This window comes from Thiobacillus denitrificans ATCC 25259 (genome assembly GCF_000012745.1).
Lineage (GTDB): Bacteria > Pseudomonadota > Gammaproteobacteria > Burkholderiales > Thiobacillaceae > Thiobacillus > Thiobacillus denitrificans_B.
In genome coordinates this window covers 2,474,357-2,496,454 of record NC_007404.1, presented here as the reverse complement: position 1 = coordinate 2,496,454, position 22,098 = coordinate 2,474,357, and the positions used below count along the sequence as shown (strand labels likewise).

General features: G+C 65.9%; 27 protein-coding genes. 11 read left to right on the top strand and 16 right to left on the bottom strand.

Features of this window, described 5'->3' with window-relative positions; all coding sequences use genetic code 11:
* Positions 1–23: 23 nt before the first annotated feature.
* The 3 genes from TBD_RS12180 to TBD_RS15180 are packed head-to-tail and all read right to left on the bottom strand — an operon-like array spanning position 24 to position 780.
* Positions 24–227 (bottom strand): SlyX family protein, encoded by a 204-nt coding sequence (locus TBD_RS12180; protein ID WP_011312939.1) that lies wholly within the window; start codon positions 225–227, stop codon positions 24–26.
* Entirely contained in the window at positions 224–433 is a 210-nt protein-coding gene (locus TBD_RS15185; RefSeq protein ID WP_049750256.1) for a hypothetical protein, read from the bottom strand. Before TBD_RS15185 ends, TBD_RS12180 begins: the two co-directional genes overlap by 4 nt.
* Positions 406–780, bottom strand: a complete 375-nt coding sequence (locus tag TBD_RS15180; protein WP_238376455.1) for a TlpA disulfide reductase family protein — start codon at positions 778–780, stop codon at positions 406–408. Before TBD_RS15180 ends, TBD_RS15185 begins: the two co-directional genes overlap by 28 nt.
* On the opposite strand from TBD_RS15180, the gene TBD_RS12170 reads away from it, so the two are divergent.
* The 5 genes from TBD_RS12170 to TBD_RS12150 all read left to right on the top strand — a co-directional run bounded on the left by TBD_RS12170 (position 779) and on the right by TBD_RS12150 (position 4,074).
* Complete coding sequence (locus TBD_RS12170; protein WP_011312937.1) at positions 779–1,192, top strand: CopD family protein; 414 nt, start codon at positions 779–781, stop codon at positions 1,190–1,192. The genes TBD_RS15180 and TBD_RS12170 overlap by 2 nt on opposite strands.
* Positions 1,193–1,298: 106 nt before the next feature.
* Positions 1,299–2,495 (top strand): THUMP domain-containing class I SAM-dependent RNA methyltransferase, encoded by a 1,197-nt coding sequence (locus TBD_RS12165; protein ID WP_011312936.1) that lies wholly within the window; start codon positions 1,299–1,301, stop codon positions 2,493–2,495.
* A gap of 80 nt (positions 2,496–2,575) precedes the next feature.
* Entirely contained in the window at positions 2,576–2,824 is a 249-nt protein-coding gene (locus TBD_RS12160) for a type II toxin-antitoxin system Phd/YefM family antitoxin (RefSeq protein WP_011312935.1), read from the top strand.
* Positions 2,821–3,207: a type II toxin-antitoxin system VapC family toxin gene (locus TBD_RS12155; protein ID WP_011312934.1), complete on the top strand. Its 387-nt coding sequence runs from the start codon at positions 2,821–2,823 to the stop codon at positions 3,205–3,207. The genes TBD_RS12160 and TBD_RS12155 overlap by 4 nt, the downstream gene beginning before the upstream one ends.
* Before the next feature lie 153 nt (positions 3,208–3,360).
* Positions 3,361–4,074 (top strand): AbiV family abortive infection protein, encoded by a 714-nt coding sequence (locus TBD_RS12150; protein ID WP_011312933.1) that lies wholly within the window; start codon positions 3,361–3,363, stop codon positions 4,072–4,074.
* 97 nt (positions 4,075–4,171) lie between these two features.
* Here TBD_RS12150 and TBD_RS12145 read toward each other — a convergent pair whose 3' ends face one another.
* Entirely contained in the window at positions 4,172–5,299 is a 1,128-nt protein-coding gene (locus tag TBD_RS12145; RefSeq protein WP_041433238.1) for a PilT/PilU family type 4a pilus ATPase, read from the bottom strand.
* A 23-nt stretch (positions 5,300–5,322) separates the two neighbouring features.
* Positions 5,323–6,366 carry a type IV pilus twitching motility protein PilT gene (locus tag TBD_RS12140; RefSeq protein ID WP_011312931.1) on the bottom strand — a complete coding sequence of 348 codons (1,044 nt, stop codon included), beginning with the start codon at positions 6,364–6,366 and terminating at the stop codon, positions 5,323–5,325.
* A 49-nt stretch (positions 6,367–6,415) separates the two neighbouring features.
* Here TBD_RS12140 and TBD_RS12135 point away from each other — a divergent pair, with 49 nt between their 5' ends.
* The 4 genes from TBD_RS12135 to TBD_RS12120 all read left to right on the top strand — a co-directional run bounded on the left by TBD_RS12135 (position 6,416) and on the right by TBD_RS12120 (position 10,659).
* The gene (locus TBD_RS12135) at positions 6,416–7,156 is read left to right on the top strand and encodes a YggS family pyridoxal phosphate-dependent enzyme (RefSeq protein WP_011312930.1); all 741 of its coding nucleotides are present in this window, start codon (positions 6,416–6,418) and stop codon (positions 7,154–7,156) included.
* Between the two features lie 3 nt (positions 7,157–7,159).
* Complete coding sequence (gene proC / locus TBD_RS12130; RefSeq protein ID WP_011312929.1) at positions 7,160–7,975, top strand: pyrroline-5-carboxylate reductase; 816 nt, start codon at positions 7,160–7,162, stop codon at positions 7,973–7,975.
* A complete protein-coding gene (locus TBD_RS12125; protein ID WP_011312928.1) occupies positions 7,972–8,547 on the top strand; it encodes a YggT family protein in 576 nt (191 codons plus the stop codon). The genes proC and TBD_RS12125 overlap by 4 nt, the downstream gene beginning before the upstream one ends.
* Positions 8,548–8,754: 207 nt before the next feature.
* Positions 8,755–10,659 (top strand): dynamin family protein, encoded by a 1,905-nt coding sequence (locus tag TBD_RS12120; protein WP_041432751.1) that lies wholly within the window; start codon positions 8,755–8,757, stop codon positions 10,657–10,659.
* Between the two features lie 11 nt (positions 10,660–10,670).
* On the opposite strand, the gene ptsP is transcribed toward TBD_RS12120, so the two are convergent.
* From ptsP to gshA, 7 genes are read right to left on the bottom strand one after another with little or no spacing between them, the layout of a single operon-like run.
* On the bottom strand, positions 10,671–12,395 hold the full coding sequence (gene ptsP / locus TBD_RS12115; RefSeq protein ID WP_011312926.1) for a phosphoenolpyruvate--protein phosphotransferase: 1,725 nt from the start codon (positions 12,393–12,395) through the stop codon (positions 10,671–10,673).
* Positions 12,392–12,661, bottom strand: a complete 270-nt coding sequence (locus tag TBD_RS12110; RefSeq protein WP_011312925.1) for an HPr family phosphocarrier protein — start codon at positions 12,659–12,661, stop codon at positions 12,392–12,394. The genes ptsP and TBD_RS12110 overlap by 4 nt, the downstream gene beginning before the upstream one ends.
* Positions 12,642–13,058, bottom strand: coding sequence for a PTS sugar transporter subunit IIA (locus TBD_RS12105; RefSeq protein WP_011312924.1), 417 nt, complete (start codon positions 13,056–13,058; stop codon positions 12,642–12,644). The genes TBD_RS12110 and TBD_RS12105 overlap by 20 nt, the downstream gene beginning before the upstream one ends.
* A gap of 29 nt (positions 13,059–13,087) precedes the next feature.
* Complete coding sequence (locus TBD_RS12100; RefSeq protein ID WP_238376454.1) at positions 13,088–14,107, bottom strand: FAD:protein FMN transferase; 1,020 nt, start codon at positions 14,105–14,107, stop codon at positions 13,088–13,090.
* A gap of 49 nt (positions 14,108–14,156) precedes the next feature.
* Positions 14,157–14,603, bottom strand: a complete 447-nt coding sequence (locus tag TBD_RS12095; RefSeq protein ID WP_202943206.1) for a GFA family protein — start codon at positions 14,601–14,603, stop codon at positions 14,157–14,159.
* A 10-nt stretch (positions 14,604–14,613) separates the two neighbouring features.
* Entirely contained in the window at positions 14,614–15,558 is a 945-nt protein-coding gene (gene gshB / locus TBD_RS12090) for a glutathione synthase (protein ID WP_011312921.1), read from the bottom strand.
* On the bottom strand, positions 15,555–16,835 hold the full coding sequence (gene gshA / locus TBD_RS12085) for a glutamate--cysteine ligase (protein ID WP_011312920.1): 1,281 nt from the start codon (positions 16,833–16,835) through the stop codon (positions 15,555–15,557). The genes gshB and gshA overlap by 4 nt, the downstream gene beginning before the upstream one ends.
* A gap of 44 nt (positions 16,836–16,879) precedes the next feature.
* On the opposite strand from gshA, the gene TBD_RS12080 reads away from it, so the two are divergent.
* Positions 16,880–17,344 carry a tRNA (cytidine(34)-2'-O)-methyltransferase gene (locus TBD_RS12080; RefSeq protein WP_011312919.1) on the top strand — a complete coding sequence of 155 codons (465 nt, stop codon included), beginning with the start codon at positions 16,880–16,882 and terminating at the stop codon, positions 17,342–17,344.
* A 207-nt stretch (positions 17,345–17,551) separates the two neighbouring features.
* Positions 17,552–19,252 carry a methyl-accepting chemotaxis protein gene (locus TBD_RS15250; RefSeq protein WP_011312918.1) on the top strand — a complete coding sequence of 567 codons (1,701 nt, stop codon included), beginning with the start codon at positions 17,552–17,554 and terminating at the stop codon, positions 19,250–19,252.
* Positions 19,253–19,634: 382 nt separating this feature from the next.
* On the opposite strand, the gene TBD_RS12070 is transcribed toward TBD_RS15250, so the two are convergent.
* From TBD_RS12070 to trxC, 4 genes are read right to left on the bottom strand one after another with little or no spacing between them, the layout of a single operon-like run.
* Entirely contained in the window at positions 19,635–20,621 is a 987-nt protein-coding gene (locus tag TBD_RS12070) for an NAD(P)H-dependent glycerol-3-phosphate dehydrogenase (RefSeq protein ID WP_011312916.1), read from the bottom strand.
* A complete protein-coding gene (locus TBD_RS12065; RefSeq protein WP_187147197.1) occupies positions 20,618–21,070 on the bottom strand; it encodes an SH3 domain-containing protein in 453 nt (150 codons plus the stop codon). The genes TBD_RS12070 and TBD_RS12065 overlap by 4 nt, the downstream gene beginning before the upstream one ends.
* A gap of 14 nt (positions 21,071–21,084) precedes the next feature.
* Entirely contained in the window at positions 21,085–21,543 is a 459-nt protein-coding gene (secB, locus tag TBD_RS12060; protein WP_011312914.1) for a protein-export chaperone SecB, read from the bottom strand.
* A gap of 59 nt (positions 21,544–21,602) precedes the next feature.
* Entirely contained in the window at positions 21,603–22,031 is a 429-nt protein-coding gene (gene trxC, locus TBD_RS12055; RefSeq protein ID WP_011312913.1) for a thioredoxin TrxC, read from the bottom strand.
* Between the last annotated feature and the right edge of the window lie 67 nt (positions 22,032–22,098).

The window sequence follows — 22,098 nt, the reverse complement described above, 5'->3', positions numbered from 1 at the left end:
TTCTTACGAAAGCACGTGCCGCGCTAGTAGTGTGGGGGCGGTTCGTTTCCCGGCGCTGGGGCCTCGCGCGCGAGCGCGTCCTGCAATTGCCGGTGCAGCAGGCGCAGCTGCTGCTGGATCTGGTCGAGCTGGGCCTGTTGCCGGATCACGGTCTGGTTGAGCGTTTCGATCAGGTCTTCGGCGAAGATGAGTTTGGTTTCGAGTTCGGTGATGCGTGCGTCGCTCATCGCGGTTCCTCGGCCGCCCGGGACTGCCGCGGCGGCACAATGCGTTTTTCCAGTCCCGGATAATGCACCTGACCGGCGATCTTGTGTCGTATCCGCCCCTCGTGGCCGACGATGAACGAGGTCGGAACCGTTGCGACCTTGCCGAATGCGGCGGCGACCGCTGCGTTGGTCGGGGCCGCTAGGAAACGGAAACCCTTGTCGTGCATGCCGCGATCCTGTCGGCCAGGTCGTCGACGCTGATCGAAACGACCTCGAATCCCGGGTCGCGGTGGTCGGGCCAGAAACGTTCGATGACCGGTTTCTCCTTGCGGCAGTATGGGCACCCTGTCGCCCGGAAATCGACGAGCACGACGCGGCCCTCGCGCGCCTCGCTCGTGAGTACGCGGACTTCGGTCAGCGCCACGTGCCAGGGCGGCGCGATGCGGTTCTCGTCGCTGACCTCGGCCGGCGGGCGCACCCACAGGTAGGCGATCAAACCCAGTAGAATCAGCGTCGGCGGGCTCGGCCTCCATGCCCTGGCCGCCTCCATCATTGTCGAGGTTCGTCCATCCATGCTCTGGCTGAAATCGTTTCATATCGTCATGGTCGTGAGCTGGTTCGCCGGGCTGTTCTACCTGCCGCGCCTCTTCGTCAACCTGGCGATGGAAACCAACCCCGCCGCCTACGACCGCCTGCTGCTGATGGCGCGCAAATTGTATCGGTTCGTCTCGCCGATCATGTGGCTGACCGTGATCACCGGCGTCTGGCTGTGGCTTGCCTACTGGCTTCCGACCGGGACCTGGTTGTGGCTCAAGGTCGCGCTCGTCGCCGGGCTCGTCGGCTACAACCATGTCTGCGGCCGTCTGCTGAAGCAATTCCAAGCACGGCGGAATAGCAAATCCCACGTCTGGTTTCGCTGGTTCAACGAAATCCCCGTTCTCGTGCTGCTCGTCGTCGTGCTGCTGGTCGTATTGAAACCGTTCTAGAAAGCCCTGTTTGAAACCCAAGTCCGCAAACCCGCAGCCCCGCCGCAACCCGCCTCCGCGTCCTGCTCACTCCGGGCACCAAAGCCGCCCGAAGGGCGAGCATGAGGTGGCGCCCCGCTCGCGGGAGCAACTCCCGCCCGCGAGCCACTTCGCGACCTGCCCGCGCGGGCTCGAGGAGCTGCTCGTCGCGGAGTTGAACGCCGCCGGCGCCCAGGTCGTGCGCCAGCTGCCGGCCGGCGTGCTGTTCATCGCCGACGCCGCCGCCGAGATGCGCGCCAACCTCACCTCGCGGACCGCGACGCGCATCCTGCGCAAGGTCGGGTACACGCGTTACAAGAAGGAAGAGCACATCTACCGCGCCGCCCTCGATCTGCCGTGGCCCGAGTGGTTCGACGTCACGAAGACCATCGCGGTGAAAGTCGGCGCGCAGAACGCGCCGCTGAAAAGCCTCAACTTCATCACGCTCAAGATCAAGGACGCGATCTGCGACCGCTTCCGGGAAGAAACACGCGAGCGACCGAGCGTCGACACCGAGTCGCCCGACGTGCCCGTGTATGCGTTCTTCACGCCCGACGCAGTCACCTTCTATCTCGATACCTCGGGCGAGCCGTTGTTCAAACGCGGCTTCAAGCGCGAGGCGAGCGCGGCGTCGATCAAGGAAAACCTTGCCGCCGGCCTCCTGCTGCTCTCCGGCTGGGAGCCCGGCACGCCCTTGCTCGACCCGATGTGCGGCGCCGGCACCATCCTGCTCGAAGCCGCCGACCTCGCGTTGAACCGCGCACCGGGCCGCGCCCGCCATTTCGCCTTCGAGCACTACCGCGACTTCGACGCCGCGCTCTGGCAGCGCATCAAGGACGAGACCAAAGCGCTGGAAAAACCGCTGACCAAGCTGCCTATCTTCGGCGCCGACCAGGACCGCTGGGTCCTCGACAAGGCACGCAACAACCTCGCCGTGGCCGGGTATGCGGACGCGATCGAACTCAAAGTCTCCGACCTGCTCGACCTCAAGCCGCCGACGCCCGTCGGCACCATCGTCACCAACCCGCCCTACGGCGAACGCATCGGCGAAGCCGAGGATCTCGCCGAGTGGTATCCGCTCCTGGGCGACTGGCTCAAGCAGAACTTCGCCGGCTGGGACGCGTGGATCATCTCGGGCGACCCGCTGCTGCCGAAGGCGATCGGCCTCAAGGCCAGCCGCCGCATACCGCTCTTCAACGGCCAGATCGAGACGCGGTTCTTGCAGTACAAGCTGATTGCGGGGTCGATGAAAGTGAAGAAGCCGGAAGCTGCGAGCGGTCCCTAGTGATATCCGTTTCGGCGAAGCGCTTGTCCTTCCGTTGATCCCGGTTAAACTAACCGAAATTAGTTCACCGCGAGGTCATCATGCTGACGGTCAACATCCACGATGCCAAAACCCAGCTCTCCAAGCTGGTCGAGCAGGCCGCCCAGGGTGAGGCCTTCATCATCGCCAAGGCCGGCAAGCCGATGGTCAAGGTCATCCCACTGGCGCCGGGTGAAGCGGGAACGGCAAGCCGTCTGGGTTTCATGGCCGGAGAGTTTTCCGTCCCGGATGACTTCGACCAGATGGGCGGTGGGGAAATCGAAGACCTGTTCACCGGTCGCAAGGCTTGAACCTGCTGCTCGACACCCATCTGCTGCTGTGGGCGGCGAGCGAGCCCAAGCGGTTGTCGGCCAAGGCGCGGGGGATGCTGCTCGACCCGGGCAACCACCTCGTCTTCAGTTCGGCCAGCCTGTGGGAGATCAGTATCAAGAACGGTCTCGATCGCGCGGATTTCAACGTCGATCCGCGCCGCTTGTGGCGCATGCTGCTGGTGAGCGGCTATCGCGAACTGCCGGTCACGAGCGAACACACGGTCGCCGTGAACGAGTTGCCGAACCTGCACAAAGACCCCTTCGACCGCATTCTCGTCGCGCAGGCGCGGGTGGAAGGTTTGACTTTGCTGACCGTGGACAAGGCCGTGGCGAACTACGGCGACGGCGTGAGAAAGGTGTGAGCTGCAATAGTGTCTGACCCCATTATTCGTTATTCGGGGATGAGGTGAGGGGCGGGAATTTTTTGTGTCGAAGCAGGCAATGTTCGAGCCGGTTGCCTTGAATTAGGCTGGCTGTGAATTATTCTCACCGAGTCTATTGCGCTAGGCCTCACTATGTCCTCAGCAGATCTTCTCGCGCCTTATCGTGGCCCTCTGACAGTCGAGCAGGTTGCAACTGGAATGAATGCGGCTACAGCCAATGCGAGGCGTTTGGCTCAGGACGCTCGGCTGTTACTCGCTAACAAGCGGTGGCCGACGGCAGCGTCACTAGCCGCTCTCTCGATAGAAGAGTCTGGAAAGGTCGTCATTCTCAGGCGGTTCGTGACCGCGAACACGGATGACATCAAGAGACTCTGGAAGGAATACCGGACTCATACAAAGAAAAACATTAACTGGATTCTTCCAGAGCTAGTCGCCAAGGGCGCACGCCGCCTAGAGGACTTCAAACCAATCGTTGATAGTGCGTCAGACCATCCAGATATATTGGATGCGATGAAGCAAATAGGCTTCTATACGGACTGCTTGGGAAAAACAAACTGGTCGAGACCAACCGAAGTGGTGGATGAAACTTTGGCGAAGAATCTAGTCAATGCAGCTGAGGTCCTCTCGCCGGACCGGAATATCTCCGTGCGGGAACTGGAACTTTGGGCCGAACACATGGGACCCGTCTGGAACAAGAATCTGGATTGGATGAAACAGGCTTTGGTTAATTGGTATGGCGCAATGCAAGCTGAAGGTTTAATGCCAGCAGGCTCAAATAAAATGCAGGCGTTCGTGAAGGAAGGCCTCGCGACAGATCAGGCCAAACAAATTGGCAGAGAGGTTTAACAACAAGTTTGATGCGAGGCTACGCCGGCACCGAGCCGGCGTTGACAAGACAAAATGGGGTGCTAAACACCCCGTTTTGTTTTGCACTCCCGACGACTTAAACAATATCGAGATGATCCAACCCCGCCATCATGTCCCGCCCCTTGGCCTCCTGGCCGTGCAGCTTGATCTGCAGGCGTAGGTCGTTGAGGCTGTCGGCGTTTCTTAGCGCGTCCTCGTAGGAGATCAGTCCGGCTTCGTAGAGGTCGAACAGGGCCTGGTCGAAGGTCTGCATGCCGAGTTCGCGGGACTTGGCCATGATCTCCTTGATCTCGTGGACGTGGCCCTTGAAGATCAGGTCGGCGATGAGCGGCGAGTTGAGCAGGATTTCGACGGCGGCGACGCGGCCGTTGCTGCCTTTTCGCGGAATCAGGCGCTGCGAGATGAAGGACTTGAGGTTGAGCGACAAGTCCATCAGCAATTGATCGCGCTTCTCCTCGGGGAAGAAGTTGATGATGCGGTCGAGCGCCTGGTTGGCGCTGTTGGCGTGCAGCGTAGACAGGCACAGGTGGCCGGTTTCGGCGAAGGCGATCGCGTATTCCATGGTCTCCCGGTCGCGGATTTCGCCGATCAGGATGACGTCGGGCGCCTGGCGCAGCGTGTTCTTGAGCGCGGAGAACCAGTTGTCGGTGTCGATGCCGACCTCGCGCTGGCTGACGATCGATTTGCGGTGCTCGTGCACGTATTCGATCGGGTCCTCGACGGTGATGATGTGGCCGGCGTCGTTCTCGTTGCGGTAGCCGACCATCGCGGCGAGCGAGGTCGATTTACCGGTGCCGGTGCCGCCGACGAAGACGACGAGGCCGCGCTTGATCATCGCGACGTCGCGCAGGATCGGCGGCAGGTTGAGGTCTTCCATCTTCGGGATCTTGGTATTGATCGTCCGCATGACGATGCCGACGCGGCCCTGTTGCACGAAGACGTTGACGCGGAAGCGCCCGATCTCGGGCGGGCTGATCGCGAAGTTCGATTCGTTGGTCGCCTCGAAATCTTTCCACTGGCGATCGTTCATGATCGAGCGCGCGAGCTCGCTCGTGTGCGCGGGCGTCAGGCTCTGGTTCGAGACCGGGGTGATCTTGCCGTCGACCTTGATCGCGGGCGGGAATCCCGCGGTGATGAAAAGGTCGGACGCGTTCTTCGCCAGCATCAGGCGCAGCAGGTCGTGGACGGTTTTTTCTGCGTTCATTGCCATGTCGTCTCGTCTCGTCCTCAGAGCATGAAGGCGTCTTTGTTCTGCGCCGCGGAGCGGGCCACGTTCGACGCGATGACGTTGCGGCGCACGAGATCCTGCAGGTTCTGGTCGAGGGTCTGCATGCCGAGGTTGCCGCCGGTCTGGATCGCCGAATACATCTGTGCGACCTTGTTCTCGCGGATCAGGTTGCGGATCGCCGGGGTGCCGACCATGATTTCGTGCGCGGCGACGCGGCCGGTGCCGTCCTTGGTCTTCAGCAGCGTCTGCGAAATCACCGCGCGCAGCGATTCCGAGAGCATCGAGCGGACCATTTCCTTTTCCGCAGCGGGGAAGACGTCGACGACGCGGTCGATCGTCTTGGCCGCCGACGAGGTGTGGAGCGTGCCGAAGACGAGGTGGCCCGTCTCGGCAGCGGTCAGCGCGAGGCGGATCGTTTCGAGGTCGCGCAATTCGCCGACCAGGATGACGTCGGGGTCTTCACGCAGCGCGGAACGCAAGGCGTTGTTGAACGAGAGCGTGTGCGGCCCGACCTCGCGCTGGTTGATCAGGCATTTCTTGCTCTGGTGGACGAATTCGATCGGGTCCTCGACGGTGAGGATGTGCGAATACTGGTTCTCGTTGACGTAGTCCATCATCGCCGCGAGCGTCGTCGACTTGCCCGAACCCGTCGGCCCGGTGACGAGCACGATGCCGCGCGGCTGGTCGGCGATTTCCTTGAAGATCGGCGGGCAGTTCAGTTCTTCGAGCGTCAGCACCTTCGACGGAATCGTGCGGAACACGGCGCCCGCGCCGTATTGTTGGTTGAACGCGTTGACGCGAAAGCGCGCGAGCGAGGGTATCTCGAACGAGAAGTCGATTTCGAGCGTCTCCTCGTACACCTTGCGCTGGCTGTCGTTCATGATGTCGTACACCATGCGGTGCACGTCCTTGTGCTCCATCGGCGGCAGGTTGATGCGGCGGATGTCGCCGTTCACGCGGATCATCGGCGGCAGACCCGAGGAAAGGTGCAGGTCGGAAGCCTTGTTTTTGACGGCGAAAGCGAGCAATTCAGAAATATCCACGCGTGCCTCGTGCAGTATGGGGGTGGGGTTTTGACCGATAATAAACGCCATGAATAACGGCCCGTTTCCGTCCGAACTTGAGCCTGCAGCGGGGCCGGGAGCCGACTCGGCGACGGCGCGTCTGCAGGGCGTGCGCGGCCGGATCGCCGCCGCTGCGGCGCGTGCCGGTCGCGATCCGGCGAGCGTCGAACTGCTCGCGGTGAGTAAGGCCTTCGGCGCGGCCGCGGTGCGCGCGCTGGCCGGGGCAGGACAGCGCGCCTTCGGCGAAAACTACCTGCAGGAGGCGCTCGTCAAGCAGGCGGCGCTGGCCGATCTCGCCCTCGACTGGCATTTCATCGGTCCGATCCAGAGCAACAAGACGCGACCGATCGCCGAGAATTTCGGCTGGGTGCACAGCGTCGACCGGCTGAAGATCGCCCAGCGGCTGTCGGCGCAGCGGCCGCTTGGGCTGCCGCCGCTCAACGTCTGCATCGAGGTCAACGTCAGCGGCGAGGCGAGCAAAGGCGGTGCGAGCCCCGACGCGCTGCCCGAGCTGGTCGAGGCCGTGGCGAGGCTTCCGGGTCTGCGCCTGCGCGGGATGATGACGATTCCCGCGCCGACCCACGATTTTGATGCGCAGCGGGCCGCGTTCCGGCGACTGCGCGAATTGTTCGACGGACTGCGCGAACGCCATGCGCTCGACACCATGTCGATGGGTATGTCGGCGGATCTCGAGGCGGCGATTCTGGAGGGCGCGACGATCGTTCGCGTCGGCACCGCCCTGTTTGGCGAAAGGAAATACCCGAGGTGAAACATGCATAAAGTCAGCTTCATCGGCGGCGGCAACGTGGCCGCCGCGATCATCGGCGGCCTCGTCGCGAGCGGCACCGCGCCGACCGATATCGAGGTCGTCGAAATCAACGCGGACGCGCGCGACAAGCTCGCGACGCGCTTCGGCGTCGTCACCCATACCGATCTTTCGCAGGCCCGCCTGCACGCGCTCGTCGTGCTCGCGGTCAAGCCGCAGACCTTGCCCGAAGTCGCGGCCGCGCTCGCGCAGCGGCTGAGCGGCCAGCTCGTCGTCTCGATCGCGGCCGGCGTGCGCGTCGCCGATCTCGCGCGCTGGCTCGGCGGTCATGCGCGCATCGTGCGCGCGATGCCCAATACCCCGGCGCTGGTGCAGGCCGGGATCACGGGCCTGTTCGCCCCCGACGCCGTCAGCCAGGAGTCGCGTTCGCAGGCCGAGAGCGTGCTCCGCGCAGTCGGCGGCGTCGTTTGGGTCGACGACGAACCGCAGCTCGACGCGGTCACGGCCGTGTCGGGCAGCGGCCCTGCCTACGTCTTCTATTTCATCGAATCGCTCGAAGCCGCGGCCGAGGCCCAGGGTCTCGCACCGGGGGTCGCGCGTCAGCTCGCGCTGCAGACCTTCTTCGGTGCGACCAAGCTCGCGCTCGAATCGGGCGAGGAGCCGGCGCTGCTGCGCCAGCGCGTCACGTCCAAGGGGGGCACGACCGAACGCGGGCTTGCCGCGCTCGACGCGGCCGGGGTCAAGCAGGCGGTCGGCCAGGCGGTCGACGCCGCCAGCCGGCGCGGCGCCGAACTCGGCGACGAATTGGGACGCCTCGCATGATCGCCGGCGCCCTGACCTTCCTGGTCCAGACCCTCGGCAACCTGTTCGCGATCGCGGTGCTGCTGCGTTTCATGATGCAGCTCTTTCGCGTGCCCTTCCGCAATTCTTTCGCACAGTTCATCGTCGCGGTCACCGACTTCGCCGTGAAACCGCTGCGTCGTGTCGTTCCCGGGTTCGGGGGGCTCGACTGGGCGTGCCTGGTCGCCGCGTTCCTCGCCGAATTCGTCGTCGTGCTCGTGAGCTACTGGCTCGACGACTTCCCGTTCGCGCTGGCAGGGGGTGGTGTCTGGCCCGTCATGCTCGGCCTCGCGGCGGTGCGGCTGCTGAGTCTCACCGTCTACCTCGTGATTGGGCTGACCCTGGTGCGCGCGCTGCTGTCGTGGATCAACACCCATTCACCGCTCATGCCCGTGGTCTACGGACTCACCGAGCCGTTTCTCGCGCCGCTGCGCCGGGTCGTGCCGATGGTCGCCAACGTCGACCTGACGCCGCTCGTGCTTTTCATCATCGCCCAGTTGATCCTGATGCTGCCGATCATGGCGCTCGAGCGCGCGCTGCTTGGCGCGCTCTGACGGCGGCGCCGCCGCTGGTCGGCGTCGCCGGCGCGTCCCTAAAGATTGCCGGATTCCCCGTCGATAAGTGCGGATGCGCGCTGCCGCGCGCCAGTGCCGCCGGCTCGGGCCGCGCTCGACGCGGGCGCGGGGCCGTCGCGGCGAAGACCGAGCGGCGGGGTGGGGGTGGGAGGCCCCGGGGACGATGAGCGAAAACAACAGCAGACCATGAGCATCCATCTCGAACAGGAGGTCGCCGGCTACAGCGCGCGGCGCATGCGGCTCGCCTCGGCGATCACGGACTACGCCGACTGGCTCGACCGTCAGCATGGTATCGACGCCGAGCGCACGCTGCGGCTCGCGGACACGGCCAGTGCGCTGCGCCGCGACAAGCTCGTCGTCGCCTTCGTCGCCGAGTTCTCGCGCGGCAAGACCGAGCTCATCAACGCGCTGTTTTTCGCCGATCACGGCCAGCGCCTGCTGCCCTCGGACGCGGGGCGCACGACGATGTGCCCGACCGAACTCTTCGCGAGCGAGGACGAGCCGCCGAGTCTGTCGCTGCTGCCGATCGAGACCCGGCGGCGCAGCGAATCGCTCGCCCGGCTCAAGCACCAGCCGATCGAATGGTCGCGCGTGCTGCTCGATCCGAACGATCCCCGGCAGTTGCAGGAGAGCCTCCGGAAGCTGACCGAAACCAAGACGATTCCGGCGGCCGATGCGGTCGAACTCGGGCTGTGGGACAGCGAGGATGCGAGCGAGCGCCATCAGCTGCGGGCCGACGGCACGGTCGAGGTGCCGGCCTGGCGCTACGCGCTGGTCAATTTCCCGCATCCGCTGCTGCAGGCGGGCCTGACGGTGCTCGATACGCCGGGCCTGAATGCGCTCGGCGCCGAGCCCGAACTGACGCTCTCGGTCATTCCGAACGCCCACGCCGTGATCTACCTGCTCGCGACCGATTCCGGCGTCACGCGGTCCGACCTCGAGATCTGGCAGAAATACGTGCACCGCCACGCCAACTACCACGTCGCGGTCCTCAACAAGATCGACATGCTGTGGGACGAGCTCAAGAGCGACGCCGAGGTGCAGGCGACGATCGAACGCCAGGCCGAGGAGACGGCGCGTGTGCTGAAGCTGCCGCGCAGCCGCGTGTTTGCCGTCTCGGCACAGAAGGCACTGAGCGCGACGATCCGCGGCGACGCCGCGGTGCGCGCCCGCTCGGGCATCGAGTCGCTCGAATATCTGCTCGCGCACCAGGTCATCCCGGCGCGGCGCGACATGCTCTTCAATGCGGTCAACCGCGAGGTGAACGCGCTGCTCGACGAGAGCCGGGTCGACCTCGCGGCGCGCCTCAAGCAGTACAGCGACGAGCTCATCCTGCTGACCCAGCTGTCGGGCAAGAATCGCGAGCTGATCGAGCAGACGCGGGCGACGCTGCAGAAGGAAAAGGACGCGTACGACGCGACGGCTGAGCAGTTCCGCACGACCCGCAGGATGGTGCAGAGCCAGGGCGAGCAACTGCTCGCGCAACTGTCCGACGAGACGCTCGACGGTATTCTGAAGGCAGGGCGCGCCGCACTCGAGGACAGCTGGACGACGCGCGGGCTCACCAACGGGATCCGCGAGCTGAGCGACGGCATGGGCAAGCGCCTGCAGCAGGCGACGCAACTCTCCGACAACATGCTCGCTGCGCTGGAAAAGGCCTACGCCCGCTTCCATCGCCATCATCGCCTGCCGAAAATGCAGGTGCCGCGTCTCGATCTGTCCGCCTACCGCAACCGGCTCGACGTGCTGATACGCGAAACCGAGGTCTTTTGCACCGATCCCGCGAACTTGCTGCTGGAAAAGCGCTTCATGATCCGGCGCTTCTATGCCGGCCTTGCCGAAGAGGTGCGCCAGGCTTTCAAGCTCGCCCGCACCGAGGCCGAGCGCTGGCTACGCATCGCACTCGACCCGTTGATGACGCGTATCCGCGAGCACAAGCACTTTCTCGACGCGCGCCTCGCGAACCTGCAGCGCATCCTCGAGAACATGGGCACGCTGCACGGCCGCATGGCGCAGATCAAGGACGAGATCAATCAGCTGCGTCAGGACAAGGCCGAGCTCGTGCGCATCGCCGGCGACCTCGCGGCCTAGCGGCCCGCGGCTCAGCCGTTGAGGCGGCCGAGCAGCGTCAGCGTGCGGTCGGGATCGGTGTTCTTCAGCAGCCGCTGGGTCAGCGCCGGGAGCTCGGCGAGGTGCGAGCGCAAGATCTGCTGCTTGACCTGCAGCAGGCTCGCCGGATGCATCGAGAACGTGCGCAGGCCGAGACCCAGCAGCAGCCGCGTCAGCAAGGGATCGCCCGCCATCTCCCCGCACACCGCGACCGGCTTGCCCGCCTTGGCGCCGGCGCGGATCGTCTGCTGGATCAGGCCCAGCACGGCGGGGTGCAAGGGGTCGTAGAGATGGGCGACGCTGTCGTCGGCGCGGTCGATCGCGAGCGTGTACTGGATCAGGTCGTTGGTGCCGATCGACAGGAAATCGAGCTGGTCGGCGAAGAACGACGCGGCGAGCGCCGCCGCCGGGACCTCGACCATGCCGCCGACCGGGATGCCTTCGTCGAAGGCCAGTCCGTCGCGGCGTAGCGAGTCCTTGGCCTCGTCGATGCGCTGCAGCGTCTGCCGCAACTCGACGAAGTTCGCCAGCATCGGAATCAGCATGCGGACACGGCCGTGTGCCGAGGCCCGCAGGATCGCGCGCAACTGGGTGTGGAAGAGCCCCGGCTCGGCGAGGCACAGACGGATCGCGCGCAGGCCGAGCGCAGGGTTGTCGGCGACCGTGTGCCCCCACGGCGCCTGCTTGTCCGCGCCCAGGTCGAGCGTGCGTATCGTCACCGGCTTGCCGTCGAGCGCTTCGGCGACGGCCTTGTAGGACTCGTATTGCTCCTCCTCGGTCGGCAGGTCGCTGCGGTTGAGGAACAGGAATTCGCTGCGGAACAGGCCGATCCCATGCGCGCCCGCGGCCTTGACCGCATCGATGTCGGAAAGCAGCTCGATGTTCGCCATCAGCTCGACCGGCGTACCGTCGAGCGTCGCCGACTTGCTGGTCTTCAGCCGCTTGAGCTTGTCGGTGTCGATGCGCCACTGGTTCTGGCGCAAGCGGTATTCGGCGAGCACCGACTCGTCGGGATTGACGATGACGACGCCCTCGCGACCGTCGACGATCAGGAGATCGTGGTCGCGGATCAGCCCGCGCGCATTGTGCAGCGCCATCACCGACGGCATGCCCATGCTGCGGGCGAGAATCGCGGTATGCGAGGTGGTGCCGCCGAGGTCGGTGACGAAGGCCGCGAAGTGCACGTTCTTGAAGATCACCATGTCGGCCGGCGACAATTCGTGCGCGACCAGGATGCGCTCGCTGTCGAAGTCGACGTCGAGCGGCAAATGGCTCGGATGGCCCATCAGCGCCTTCAGCACGCGCTGCACCACCTGCACGACGTCTTCCTGCCGGCTCCTGAGGTAGGGGTCGTCGATCTCGTCGAAGCGCGCGACCAGCGCTTCCATCTGCTGCGCAAGCGCCCACTCGGCGTTGCATTGCGTTTCACGGATCAGCCGCTTGGGCTGCTCGGCAATCATCGAGTCGCCGAGGAACATCAGGTGCATGTCGAGAAACGCCGACAACTCGGCCGGGGCGTTCGCCGGGATGTGGCTGCGGAGCGTTTCGAGTTCTGCGCGGGTGGCGAGGATCGCCTCGTCGAAGCGTGCCAGCTCGTCCTTGATGTACTTGTGGTCGAGCATGTACTGCGGCACTTCGACGCGCGCGCTCGATGCGAGATGGGCATAGCCGATCGCGATGCCGCCCGAGACGCCGATGCCGTGCATGGAGAAGCTCATCGCTCTTCCCCGAATCCGTCCGAAATCAGTTTCGCCAGCGCGTCGACCGCGTCCTGCTCGTCGTCGCCTTCGGCCTCGACGGTGATCGTGCTGCCCTTGGCCGCGGCGAGCATCATCACGCCCATGATGCTCTTGGCGTTGACGCGGCGGCCGTTGCGCGACAGGAAGACGTTGCTCTTGAAGCTCGATGCCAGTTGGGTGAGGCGTGCTGACGGCCGCGCGTGCAGCCCCAGCTTGTTGACGATTTCAACGTCCCGTTGCTGCATTGCACATGGTCTCGGAAATGTGGTTGATGCTGTTGCGCCCGCCTTCGACGATGCGCTCGACGAGTTGCGTCAGCGTCAGCGTCTCGCGGTAATTGAGGGCCTTGAGCAGCATCGGCAGGTTGACGCCGGAGACCCCCTCGATGTGCGCCGGCTCCAGCAGGCGGCACAGCGTGTTGCTTGGCGTGGCGCCGTAGACGTCGGTGAGGACCAGGATCCCGTCGCCTTCGTCGAGTTCGGCGAGCCGTGCCTGGAGGGCTCTCTCGCGCTCGTCAGGGTCGGCATGGCCGATGAAGTCGAGCGTCGCGAGGCCGCTCGGCTGCAGTCCGAGCACATGGGTCGCGCACTCGACCAGACTGTCGGCGAGCGAGCCGTGCGCGACGATGAGGATGCCTATCATTGCCGGAAAGTCAGCCCAAAACCCGCATTCTAGCGAAGGCGGGGAGCGAGGTCAGGTGAGACGTGGGTTTTGCCGGCGGCGTCGACGGCGAGGTAGTTGCGCACGCCGAGCCGCGCCGCGTTTTCGGCGAGGTGCGCGGGGCCGTCGATGAAGAGCGGCTTCGACAGCGCGTCGGAAAGCGTTCCCGCGCGCGCTCCGCCGAAGAGCACGGTGACGGCCTGCATTCCGGTCGCCGGCCGGCCGGTGCGCGGATCGATGAGGTGGCTGTAGCGGCGCCCGCCGATCTCGAAGTAGCGCTGGTAATCGCCCGAGGTGCCGATCGCCTCGCCGTCGTGGAGGTCGAGCGTCGCGAGCGTGCCCGGCTCGCGCGGGTGCTGGATACCCACGCGCCACGGCCGCTCGCCGTGGGCCCCGAGCGCGATCACGTTGCCGCCGATGTTGACGAGCGCGTTGGCGATGCCGTGCGCCTTCAGAATTGCGACCGCGTCGTCGAGAGCGCGGCCCTTCGCGTAGCCGCCGAGATCGAGCTGCACGGCGCGGTTGGAGGTGGTGACCGTGTTGTTGGCGATGACGAGGTCCGACATGCGCGGCCGGGCCTTGACCCAGCCGGCGATCGCCGCCGGATCGGGCACGCGCCGCTGCGGAACGTCGGCGTGGAAACCCCACAGCGCGACCAGGCCGCCGATGGCCGGGTTGAAGAGGTGCTGCGAGCGGATCGACAGCTCGCGGGCGTCGTGCAGCATCGCGGCGAGTTCCGGAGTCACGGCCGCGGACTCGCCGCGCGCAAGCGTGGCATTGAGTCGCGATAGTGCGCTCGGCTGCCAGGCGTGAAGTTCGCGGTGGAGCGCGTCGAAGCGTGCGAGAACCGCTGCGGTCGCCTCGCGCGCCTGCGCCTCGGGAGCGCCGTAAACGGTGACGTCGACCAGCGTTCCGAAGACGTAGGACTGCTGCTGATGCAGCGGAGGAGGCGGGCTGCACGCGGCGAGCGCCCACACCAGAAGCAGCCAGAGGGCGTGGCGTGCGAGCCGGATATACGGGGAGGGGCTCATGTTCATGCCTGCCTGGGCGCAATCAAAAAGCCGGACTGCGCGCACTGTTTCAAGCCCGGTTCCGGCCATGTGCGTGAAGCATGTCGATCAGGCCGTCGAGATCGGGAGCATCGCGGTATTGAGCACCCGTCGGCGCGATCACGTCCCAGCCTGCTTTCGACGCCATGTGGAGATGGGCGGCGACGTACAGACCGGCGTGATCCTCGAGCGACCCCGCGGGCACCCAATACACCGGTCTGTCCGCAAGCGGGTTGGGGACGGGGCTGCCGCAGCGCGAACAGAAATCCGAGCGGTAAGTCGCGGCTTGATAAGAGCGGACGTGTTCGCGGCCGCGGGTCCACGAAAAGTTTTCGTGCCGTACGATGAGCGCAGCGTTGGCAGCCGAGCCGCTCGCCTTTCTGCACAGGGAGCAATGACATTGATAGAGCCCGGGAAACGGGCCGGATACCCTGAATTCGATCTGGCCGCACAGGCAGGTGCCGAGGATGCTGGTCACCGCACCGGCCTTATTCCGGACGCGTGGCACGCTCGATCGCGGCGATGAACTGGTCCGCGACGTCGTGGCCGCTCTGCGCCGTGATTTCCTGAAAGCCGGTCGGGCTCGTGACGTTGATTTCGGTGAGGCAGTCGCCGATCACGTCGAGGCCGGCGAGGAAGATGCCTTGCGAGCGCACCCAGGGCGCGATCGTCTCGGCGATCTCGCGGTCGCGTTCCGAAAGCGGCTGGGCACGCGCCGTGCCGCCCGCGGCGAGATTGCCGCGCGTCTCGCCCGTCAGCGGAATCCGCGCGAGGGCCCACGGCACCACCTCGCCGTCGATCAGCAGGATGCGCTTGTCGCCTTCGCTGATCGCCGGCAGATAACGCTGCGCCATGATCGGCCGGCTGCCGCGTCGGGTGAGCGTTTCGAGGATGGCGTTGCGGTTCGGGTCGGAAACGCCGAGGCGGAAGACGCCGCTGCCGCCCATCTCGGTGAGCGGCTTGACGATGATGTCGGCGTGGGCGGCGAGGAAGTGGGCGATTTCTGTCGCGTCGGCCGAAACCAGCGTCGGGGCGACAAATTGCGGAAACTCGAGGATGGCGAGTTTTTCGTTGAAGTCGCGCAGCGCGCGCGGCCGGTTCAGCACGCGCGCGCCGTTGGTCTCGGCGACGCCGAGCAGGTGGGTCGCGAGCAGGTAGTCGACGTCGACCGGCGGGTCGGCGCGCATCACAACGGCATCGAAATCCGTGAGCGCGAATTCGCGCGTTTCGGTCACGCGATACCAATCGTCGTCGCCGCGCGTCTCGACGGCGTCGGCGCGCGACCGCGCGACTCCGTCGCGCACCAGCAGCGCGCGTGCTTCGGCCGCGAACACGGCGTGGCCGCGCGCACAGGCCGCGCGCATCATCGCGACCGAACTGTCCTTGTACGGCTTGAGGCTCGCCAGCGGATCGACGACGAACAGCAGCTTCATGCCGTCTCGTTCAAGGCTTCGTCGAGTTCGATCGAGGCGGCGAGCATCGCCAGGCGCGCGACGACGCCGTAGGCGTAGAAGCGGTTGGGGCTGGCGTCGGGGCTCGCGTTGCTGTCGGGCATCACGCAGGTGTCGTCGAACGCGAGCGGCACGAAATGCATGCCCGGGCTGTTGAGGTTCTCGTCGGCGCCGCGTCCGGTGTGGACGCGATAGAAACCGCCGACGACGAAATGGTCGAGCATGTAGACGACCGGTTCGGCAACCGCTTCGTTGATGCTCTCGAAGGTGTAGACGCCTTCCTGGATCAGGACCTCGCTGACTTCGAGCCCTTCCTTGATGACGGCCATCTTGTTGCGCTGCTTGCGGTTGAGTTCGCGCACGTCATCGGGCGACTTCACGGTCATGATGCCCATGCCGTAGGTGCCGGCGTCGGCCTTGACGATGACGAAGGGCGGCTGGTCGATGCCGTATTCGTCGTACTTGGCGCGGATTTTCTCGAGCATCTGCCCGACTTTCTCCGCGAGGCAGTCCTCGCCCTGGCGCGCCTGGAAATCGATCTTGCCGCAATGCGTGAAATAGGGGTCGATCAGCCAGGGGTCGATGTCGATCAGGCGCGCGAACTCGATGGCGACGTTTTCGTAGGCCCTGAAATGTCGCGACTTGCGGCGCGTCGCCCAGCCCGCGTGTAAAGGCGGCATGATCGTCTGTTCGATGCCCTTGAGAATCTCGGGCGCGCCCGCGGAGAGGTCGTTGTTGAGCAATACCGCGCAGGGATCGAAGCCGTCGAGGCCGATGCGGTCGCCCGTGCGCACCAGCGGCTCGAGCGTCAGCTGCGCGCCGCCCGGAAGCTGCAGCGTGGTCGGCTCGGTGATGTCCGGAATCAGCGTGCCGATACGCACGATGAGCCCGGTCTGGCGCAGGATGTGCGCGAGCACGGCGACGTTTTGCAGATAGAAGCTGTTGCGCGTGTGATTCTCGGGGATCAGCAGCAGGCGCTGCGCGTCGGGGCAGATCTTTTCGACGGCACCCATCGCCGCATGGATCGACAGCGACATGAACGACGGGTTGAGATTGTTGAAGCCGCCTGGAAAGAGATTGGTGTCGACGGGCGCGAGCTTGAAGCCCGCGTTGCGGATGTCGACCGAGGTATAGAAGGGCGCGGCCTGCTCCTTCCATTGCTGGCGGAACCAGTGCTCGATCGTCGGCTGCGCGTCGAGCAGGCGTTTTTCGAGTTCCAGCAAGGGCCCGGTGAGGGCGGTCGTGAGGTAAGGAACCATAGAATAGGCGGACTCCGAGAATGTTTTATTTTAGGGCAAGCCCGATGTTTGACATTGTTTTATATCAGCCCGAAATCCCGCCCAATACCGGCAATCTGATCCGCCTCGCCGCCAACACCGGCGCGCGCCTGCACCTCGTCGAGCCGCTCGGCTTCGACCTGTCGGACAAGCAGCTTGTACGCGCCGGGCTCGACTATCACGACATGGCAAGCGTCCACGTGCATGCCGACTGGACCGCGGTGCAGGAGGCCCTCGCCGGCCGGCGCTGGTTCGCGCTCACGACCCGGGGCAGTCGCAGCTATGCGAGCGTGGCGTTCGAGGCCGGCGACGTGCTGCTGTTCGGCCCCGAGTCCCGCGGCCTGCCGGCCGACCTGCTCGCGCATTTCGACGTCGACCAACGGCTGCGTCTGCCGATGCTGCCGGGTTCGCGCAGCCTCAATCTTTCCAACGCGGTCAGCGTCGTGGTGTTCGAGGCTTGGCGGCAGAACGGGTTTGCCGGCGGGGGGTGACGGCCGGCGACACAGAACCGACGCATCTCCGCGGCCGCAGACCGCGGCGGCCTAAAGTTTTCTCGGACAATGACGATATACATATCACGATATGCCGAATCGGGCAGGCGGGTCCGCCCCGACCGGCATGCCAACGCTCCTCGGTTTTGCTCACGCGTGAAGCGGGCCGGCTGCGCTCCAGATAACATTCACTACACATCGCCAGCCATGCGCGTCAATCTGCCCGTTACGAACCATGCCTACGAACTGAGCGAGGGCGACACGCTCGTTTCCAAGACCGATCGCGAGGGGGTGATCGTCTACGCCAACCCGGCGTTCGTCGAGGCGAGCGGCTACACCGAGGCGGAACTCATCGGCCAGCCGCACAACCTCGTTCGCCACCCGGACATGCCGCCGGAGGCCTTTGCCGACCTCTGGTCAACCCTGCAGGCGGGGCTGCCGTGGACCGGGCTCGTGAAGAACCGGCGCAAGAACGGCGATTTCTACTGGGTCCAGGCGAACGTCACTCCGGTCCGCGAAGATGGCGTTCTGAGCGGCTTCCTGTCGGTACGCACCAGACCGACCCGCGAACAGATCGCCGAGGCGGAGCAGCTGTATCGGCAGTTGCGCGAAGGGTCGCCGAAGCGCCTCGAAATCCGCCGTGGCGTCGTGTCACGCGGCGGCCTGGTCGGTCGTCTGCTGGCGTTCCGCCGCATCCCGGTCAATACGCGCATCCTGCTGAGCACCGCAATCGGCGCGACGCTGATGCTCGCGGGCGGGGTGTTCGGCTGGTACGAGACGAGCGCGCTCGCCCGCGCCGCCGGCGTCGACAGCGTCATCCCGACCGTCGTGGCGGCTGCCGGCGCGGTCGGTGCCGTGCTGACGCTGCTGTTCGGCTACTTCATTTCGCGCACGATCCTGCGCCCGCTCGACCGCGCGCTGGGTGTCGCCCGTGCGATCGCGGGCGGTGACCTGTCGCACCGCTTCGAAGTGACGGCGTGGGAGGAAACCGGGCAACTGATGCTCGCGCTGCAGCAGATGACGGCGAACATGGTCGCCGTGCTGAGCGACATCGGTTCCAACGTCGGCAGTATTCGTGTCGCAACGGGCGAGATCGCGGCCGGTAACGCGGATCTGGCAGGACGGACCGAATCGCAGGCGTCGAATCTGGAACAGACCGCGGCGTCGATGGAGGAACTCACGGGTACGGTCAAGCAGAACGCCGAGCACGCGCGCCACGCCAACCAGCTCGCCGACGCGGCGACCGATATCGCAGTCAAGGGCGGCGGCGTCGTCAATCAGGTCGTCGACACGATGACGTCGATCAAGGCGAGTTCGGCGCGCATCTCCGACATCATCAGCGTCATCGACGGGATCGCGTTCCAGACCAACATCCTCGCCCTGAACGCGGCGGTCGAGGCGGCGCGCGCCGGCGAGCAGGGGCGGGGCTTCGCCGTCGTCGCCACCGAGGTCAGGCATCTCGCGCAGCGCTCGACGCTCGCCGCGCGGGAAATCAAGGACCTGATCGGCGACTCGGTCGAAAAAGTTGAGCAGGGCGCCAAACTCGTCGACCAGGCCGGGGAGGCGATGGACGATATCGTCACCTCGGTCGAACTCGTCGCCGGGATCGTCGGCGGCATCGCGACCGCGAGCCAGGAGCAGCACGCGGGCATCGAGCAGGTCAACGAGGCGGTCGGGCAGATGGACGAAATCACGCAGCAAAACGCGGCGCTCGTCGAGGAGGCGGCCGCCGCCGCGCAAAGCCTGCACGAACAGGCAGACCGGCTCGCTCAGGCTGTCGGGGTGTTCAGCCTCGGGCGAGGGCGCGCGCGCTCCCAGCCGGCAGGAACGCGCCCCGCGCCGCGGCTGATGCCGGCCGCGTCACCTCAGAAGCGTCGCGGCACCGCCGCGCGGGCAATCGGCCGCTGAGTTCGCCGCCTTTGCGGCTGCGCGGCATGATCTGGCGACCCCGCTCCGACCCCGCGGCGCGCGTCGCGGCGAGTTTCTACACCCCTCGTCCGGCGAGCGAATGGGCAGTCGTACGAACGGGGCACTTGTGCCATTCCGTTTTTCCGTCGTTCGAATCCTGTTGCGTCGTTCCGTGCTGGGAGGCGGCACAGGCGCCGTCGACAGCGCGGCCGGATCGAAAGTCGTCGCGGAAGGACATCGTGGCCCGGCTCGCACCCCTGCGAACACAGCGGAGCGACTACGCCCAAGGCTACCTGTTCAGCCGCGCGCTGGTGGCTGTGATCCCGAGCGCCGGCTGCGGGAATGGGATCCGCTAGCGTCGGCGCCCGAGGCCTGAGCGCGCCTAGAATTCCGAGCGGATTTCGCGGTTGAGCAGCGAGTCGACGGCTTCGCTCGCGGGCAGGCCCTCGAACAGGATGCGGCAGACCATGCGCGCGATCGGCATCTCCACGCCGCGCTCGGCCGCCAGCGCGGCGACCTCGCGTGCGGTCGTGACGCCTTCGGCGACGTGGCCGAGTTCGTCGAGGATGCGGTCGAGCGGCTGCCCCTTGGCGACGCGCAGGCCGACCTGACGATTGCGCGAGAGATCGCCCGTGGTCGTGAGGATGAGATCGCCGAGGCCGGACAGCCCCATGAAGGTTTCGAATCGGCCGCCGGAGTCGACCCCGAGCCGGGTCATTTCGGCGAGTCCGCGCGTGATCAGCGCGGCGCGCGCGTTGTGGCCGAAATTGAGTCCGTCGCAGATGCCCGCGGCGATCGCCATGACGTTCTTCAGCGCGCCCCCGATCTCGACTCCGACGACGTCGTCGTGCGCGTAAAGTCGCAGGCGGTTTCCGGACAGCGCCTCGGCGAGCCGCTGCGCCAGCGCAATGTCTGCCGACGCCAGGGTGAGCGCGGTGGGATAGCCGTGCGCCACCTCCTGGGCAAAGCTCGGGCCCGACAGCACGCCAGTCTCGGCGCCCGCCGGCAGAAGTTCGGCGACGAGTTGGTGCGGAAGCCGCCGGGTGCCCGGCTCGAAGCCCTTGCATACCCAGAGGATGGGCGGCAGCGCGGGCCGGCGGGCCAGCGCTGCGAGCGTCGCGCGCAGGCCGCTGCTGGGTACGGCGATGACGATGAGTTCGGCCGCCTCGAGCGCGCGGTCGAAATCGGCGCTCAGGGCGAGCGACGAAGGAAGTGGGCAGCCGGGCAGATAGTGGGTATTGACGCGGGAGGCGCGCATCGTGTCGACATCGCGTGCATTGCGCCCCCACAGCGTCACCGCATGCTGCGACGCCCAGCTCGCGGCCAGCGCCGTTCCCCACGCGCCGGCGCCGAGTACGGTGAGCTTCATCGACCCCAGACCTCGTGCAAGGGCAGCCAACCGGCCATGCCGTCGGCGTGCTTGACGGGCAGCCAGCCGTAGGCGTCGGGTTCGCCGGTCACCCCGAGCAGCACGCCGCGCGCGACGCGAAACGCGACTTCCGCGTCGGGCCGCGGCTGCGTGCGGACAAGGCTCGTCTCGGCCTTGACGACGACGTTTCTGCTGCCACCCAGCGCCGCTTTCTCGATCCATGCGAGGCGCCCGCTGTGATCGCGGACCTTGGCCCAGTTTTCGGTGTCGACGACGACTTCGAGTGGCAACCCGCTGCCGGCGATCGCGACCTTGCCGGCCGTGTTCGACGGCGCGGTGTACAGCAGCGCCGGTCGGCTCGTGGTGCGAAAGTCGAGGGCATTCGCGGCCGGGTTGCCGAGCAGCAACAGGCTGCCCAGGAAAAGCGGCGCGGGGCGCGGTATTCGCAAATTCGGGATCCCGCTCAATGCGTCTGCGCGGCGCCCGCCTGTTGCTGCTGGGCCTGCTGTTGCTGCACGAAAATGGCTTCGAAGTTGACCGGGTTCAGGAGCAGAGGCGGGAAGCCCGCGCGGATCACGACGTCGGACACGGTCTCCCTGAGATAGGGGAAAACGATGTTCGGGCAGCCGATGCCGAGGACCATCGGCATCTGGTCCTGGGGTACGTTCTGGATGCGGAAGATGCCGGCTTGCGTACATTCGACGAGGAACATCGTCTTGTCGCCGAGCTTCGCCGTGACCGTCACCGTGATGCTGCTGTGATACATGTCTTCGTTGAGCGCGCGGCTTTCGGTCGACATGTTGACTTCCATCTGCGGCGCTTCGCGTTCGAGGTAGACGGCGGGGGCATTCGGAACCTCGACCGACAAATCCTTGACGTAGAGTTTCTCGATGTTGAATACGGGCTGCTGCGCGTCGCTCATGGTCTCCCCCTGAATAAGAAAACCGGAGCCGCAGGCTCCGGAAGGCTTATTTTAACGCGCTATCGAATCCCTTGCGCCGCGAGCCAGCGTTTCAGCGCATGGCCGTCCATCGCGCCCGACGTGCGCGCGGCCTCGGCGCCGTTGCGGAACAGGATCAGGCTCGGGATGCCCTTGATGTGATGGCGCATCGAGACCTGCGGCTCGGCCTCGGTGTCGACCTTGGCGAAGCGCACCCGCGTCGCCATCTCGGCTGCGACCTGCTGGAACACGGGCGCCATCATCTTGCATGGGCCGCACCACTCGGCCCAGAAGTCGACGAGAACCGGCAGGCCGGCGCGTGCGATGAAGCGGTCGAAGCTGTCGGCCGTCAGGTCGAGTGGCTTTGCCGGCAGGAGCACGGCGCCGCACTTGCCGCACTTCGGCGACTCGGCGAGGCGCTCGTCGGGCACGCGGTTGACGGCGAGGCAGTGGGGGCAGGCGAGTTCCATGGCGGCGTCCTCGAAACGAAAGGGCTTCGCTTCAAGGTGGGGGAAGGCGCCGGAAAATTCAAGTGGC

Bases quoted from the DNA above. Each gene is read 5' to 3' on its own strand.
- TBD_RS12180 (WP_011312939.1), bottom strand. From the start codon at position 227: ATGAGCGACGCACGCATCACCGAACTCGAAACCAAACTCATCTTCGCC.
- TBD_RS15185 (WP_049750256.1), bottom strand. From the start codon at position 433: ATGCACGACAAGGGTTTCCGTTTCCTAGCGGCCCCGACCAACGCAGCG.
- TBD_RS12170 (WP_011312937.1), top strand. From the start codon at position 779: ATGCTCTGGCTGAAATCGTTTCATATCGTCATGGTCGTGAGCTGGTTC.
- TBD_RS15180 (WP_238376455.1), bottom strand. From the start codon at position 780: ATGGATGGACGAACCTCGACAATGATGGAGGCGGCCAGGGCATGGAGG.
- TBD_RS12160 (WP_011312935.1), top strand. From the start codon at position 2,576: ATGCTGACGGTCAACATCCACGATGCCAAAACCCAGCTCTCCAAGCTG.
- TBD_RS12150 (WP_011312933.1), top strand. From the start codon at position 3,361: ATGTCCTCAGCAGATCTTCTCGCGCCTTATCGTGGCCCTCTGACAGTC.
- TBD_RS12145 (WP_041433238.1), bottom strand. From the start codon at position 5,299: ATGAACGCAGAAAAAACCGTCCACGACCTGCTGCGCCTGATGCTGGCG.
- TBD_RS12135 (WP_011312930.1), top strand. From the start codon at position 6,416: ATGAATAACGGCCCGTTTCCGTCCGAACTTGAGCCTGCAGCGGGGCCG.
- proC (WP_011312929.1), top strand. From the start codon at position 7,160: ATGCATAAAGTCAGCTTCATCGGCGGCGGCAACGTGGCCGCCGCGATC.
- TBD_RS12125 (WP_011312928.1), top strand. From the start codon at position 7,972: ATGATCGCCGGCGCCCTGACCTTCCTGGTCCAGACCCTCGGCAACCTG.
- TBD_RS12120 (WP_041432751.1), top strand. From the start codon at position 8,755: ATGAGCATCCATCTCGAACAGGAGGTCGCCGGCTACAGCGCGCGGCGC.
- ptsP (WP_011312926.1), bottom strand. From the start codon at position 12,395: ATGAGCTTCTCCATGCACGGCATCGGCGTCTCGGGCGGCATCGCGATC.
- TBD_RS12110 (WP_011312925.1), bottom strand. From the start codon at position 12,661: ATGCAGCAACGGGACGTTGAAATCGTCAACAAGCTGGGGCTGCACGCG.
- TBD_RS12105 (WP_011312924.1), bottom strand. From the start codon at position 13,058: ATGATAGGCATCCTCATCGTCGCGCACGGCTCGCTCGCCGACAGTCTG.
- TBD_RS12100 (WP_238376454.1), bottom strand. From the start codon at position 14,107: ATGAGCCCCTCCCCGTATATCCGGCTCGCACGCCACGCCCTCTGGCTG.
- gshB (WP_011312921.1), bottom strand. From the start codon at position 15,558: ATGAAGCTGCTGTTCGTCGTCGATCCGCTGGCGAGCCTCAAGCCGTAC.
- gshA (WP_011312920.1), bottom strand. From the start codon at position 16,835: ATGGTTCCTTACCTCACGACCGCCCTCACCGGGCCCTTGCTGGAACTC.
- TBD_RS12080 (WP_011312919.1), top strand. From the start codon at position 16,880: ATGTTTGACATTGTTTTATATCAGCCCGAAATCCCGCCCAATACCGGC.
- TBD_RS15250 (WP_011312918.1), top strand. From the start codon at position 17,552: ATGCGCGTCAATCTGCCCGTTACGAACCATGCCTACGAACTGAGCGAG.
- TBD_RS12070 (WP_011312916.1), bottom strand. From the start codon at position 20,621: ATGAAGCTCACCGTACTCGGCGCCGGCGCGTGGGGAACGGCGCTGGCC.
- secB (WP_011312914.1), bottom strand. From the start codon at position 21,543: ATGAGCGACGCGCAGCAGCCCGTATTCAACATCGAGAAACTCTACGTC.
- trxC (WP_011312913.1), bottom strand. From the start codon at position 22,031: ATGGAACTCGCCTGCCCCCACTGCCTCGCCGTCAACCGCGTGCCCGAC.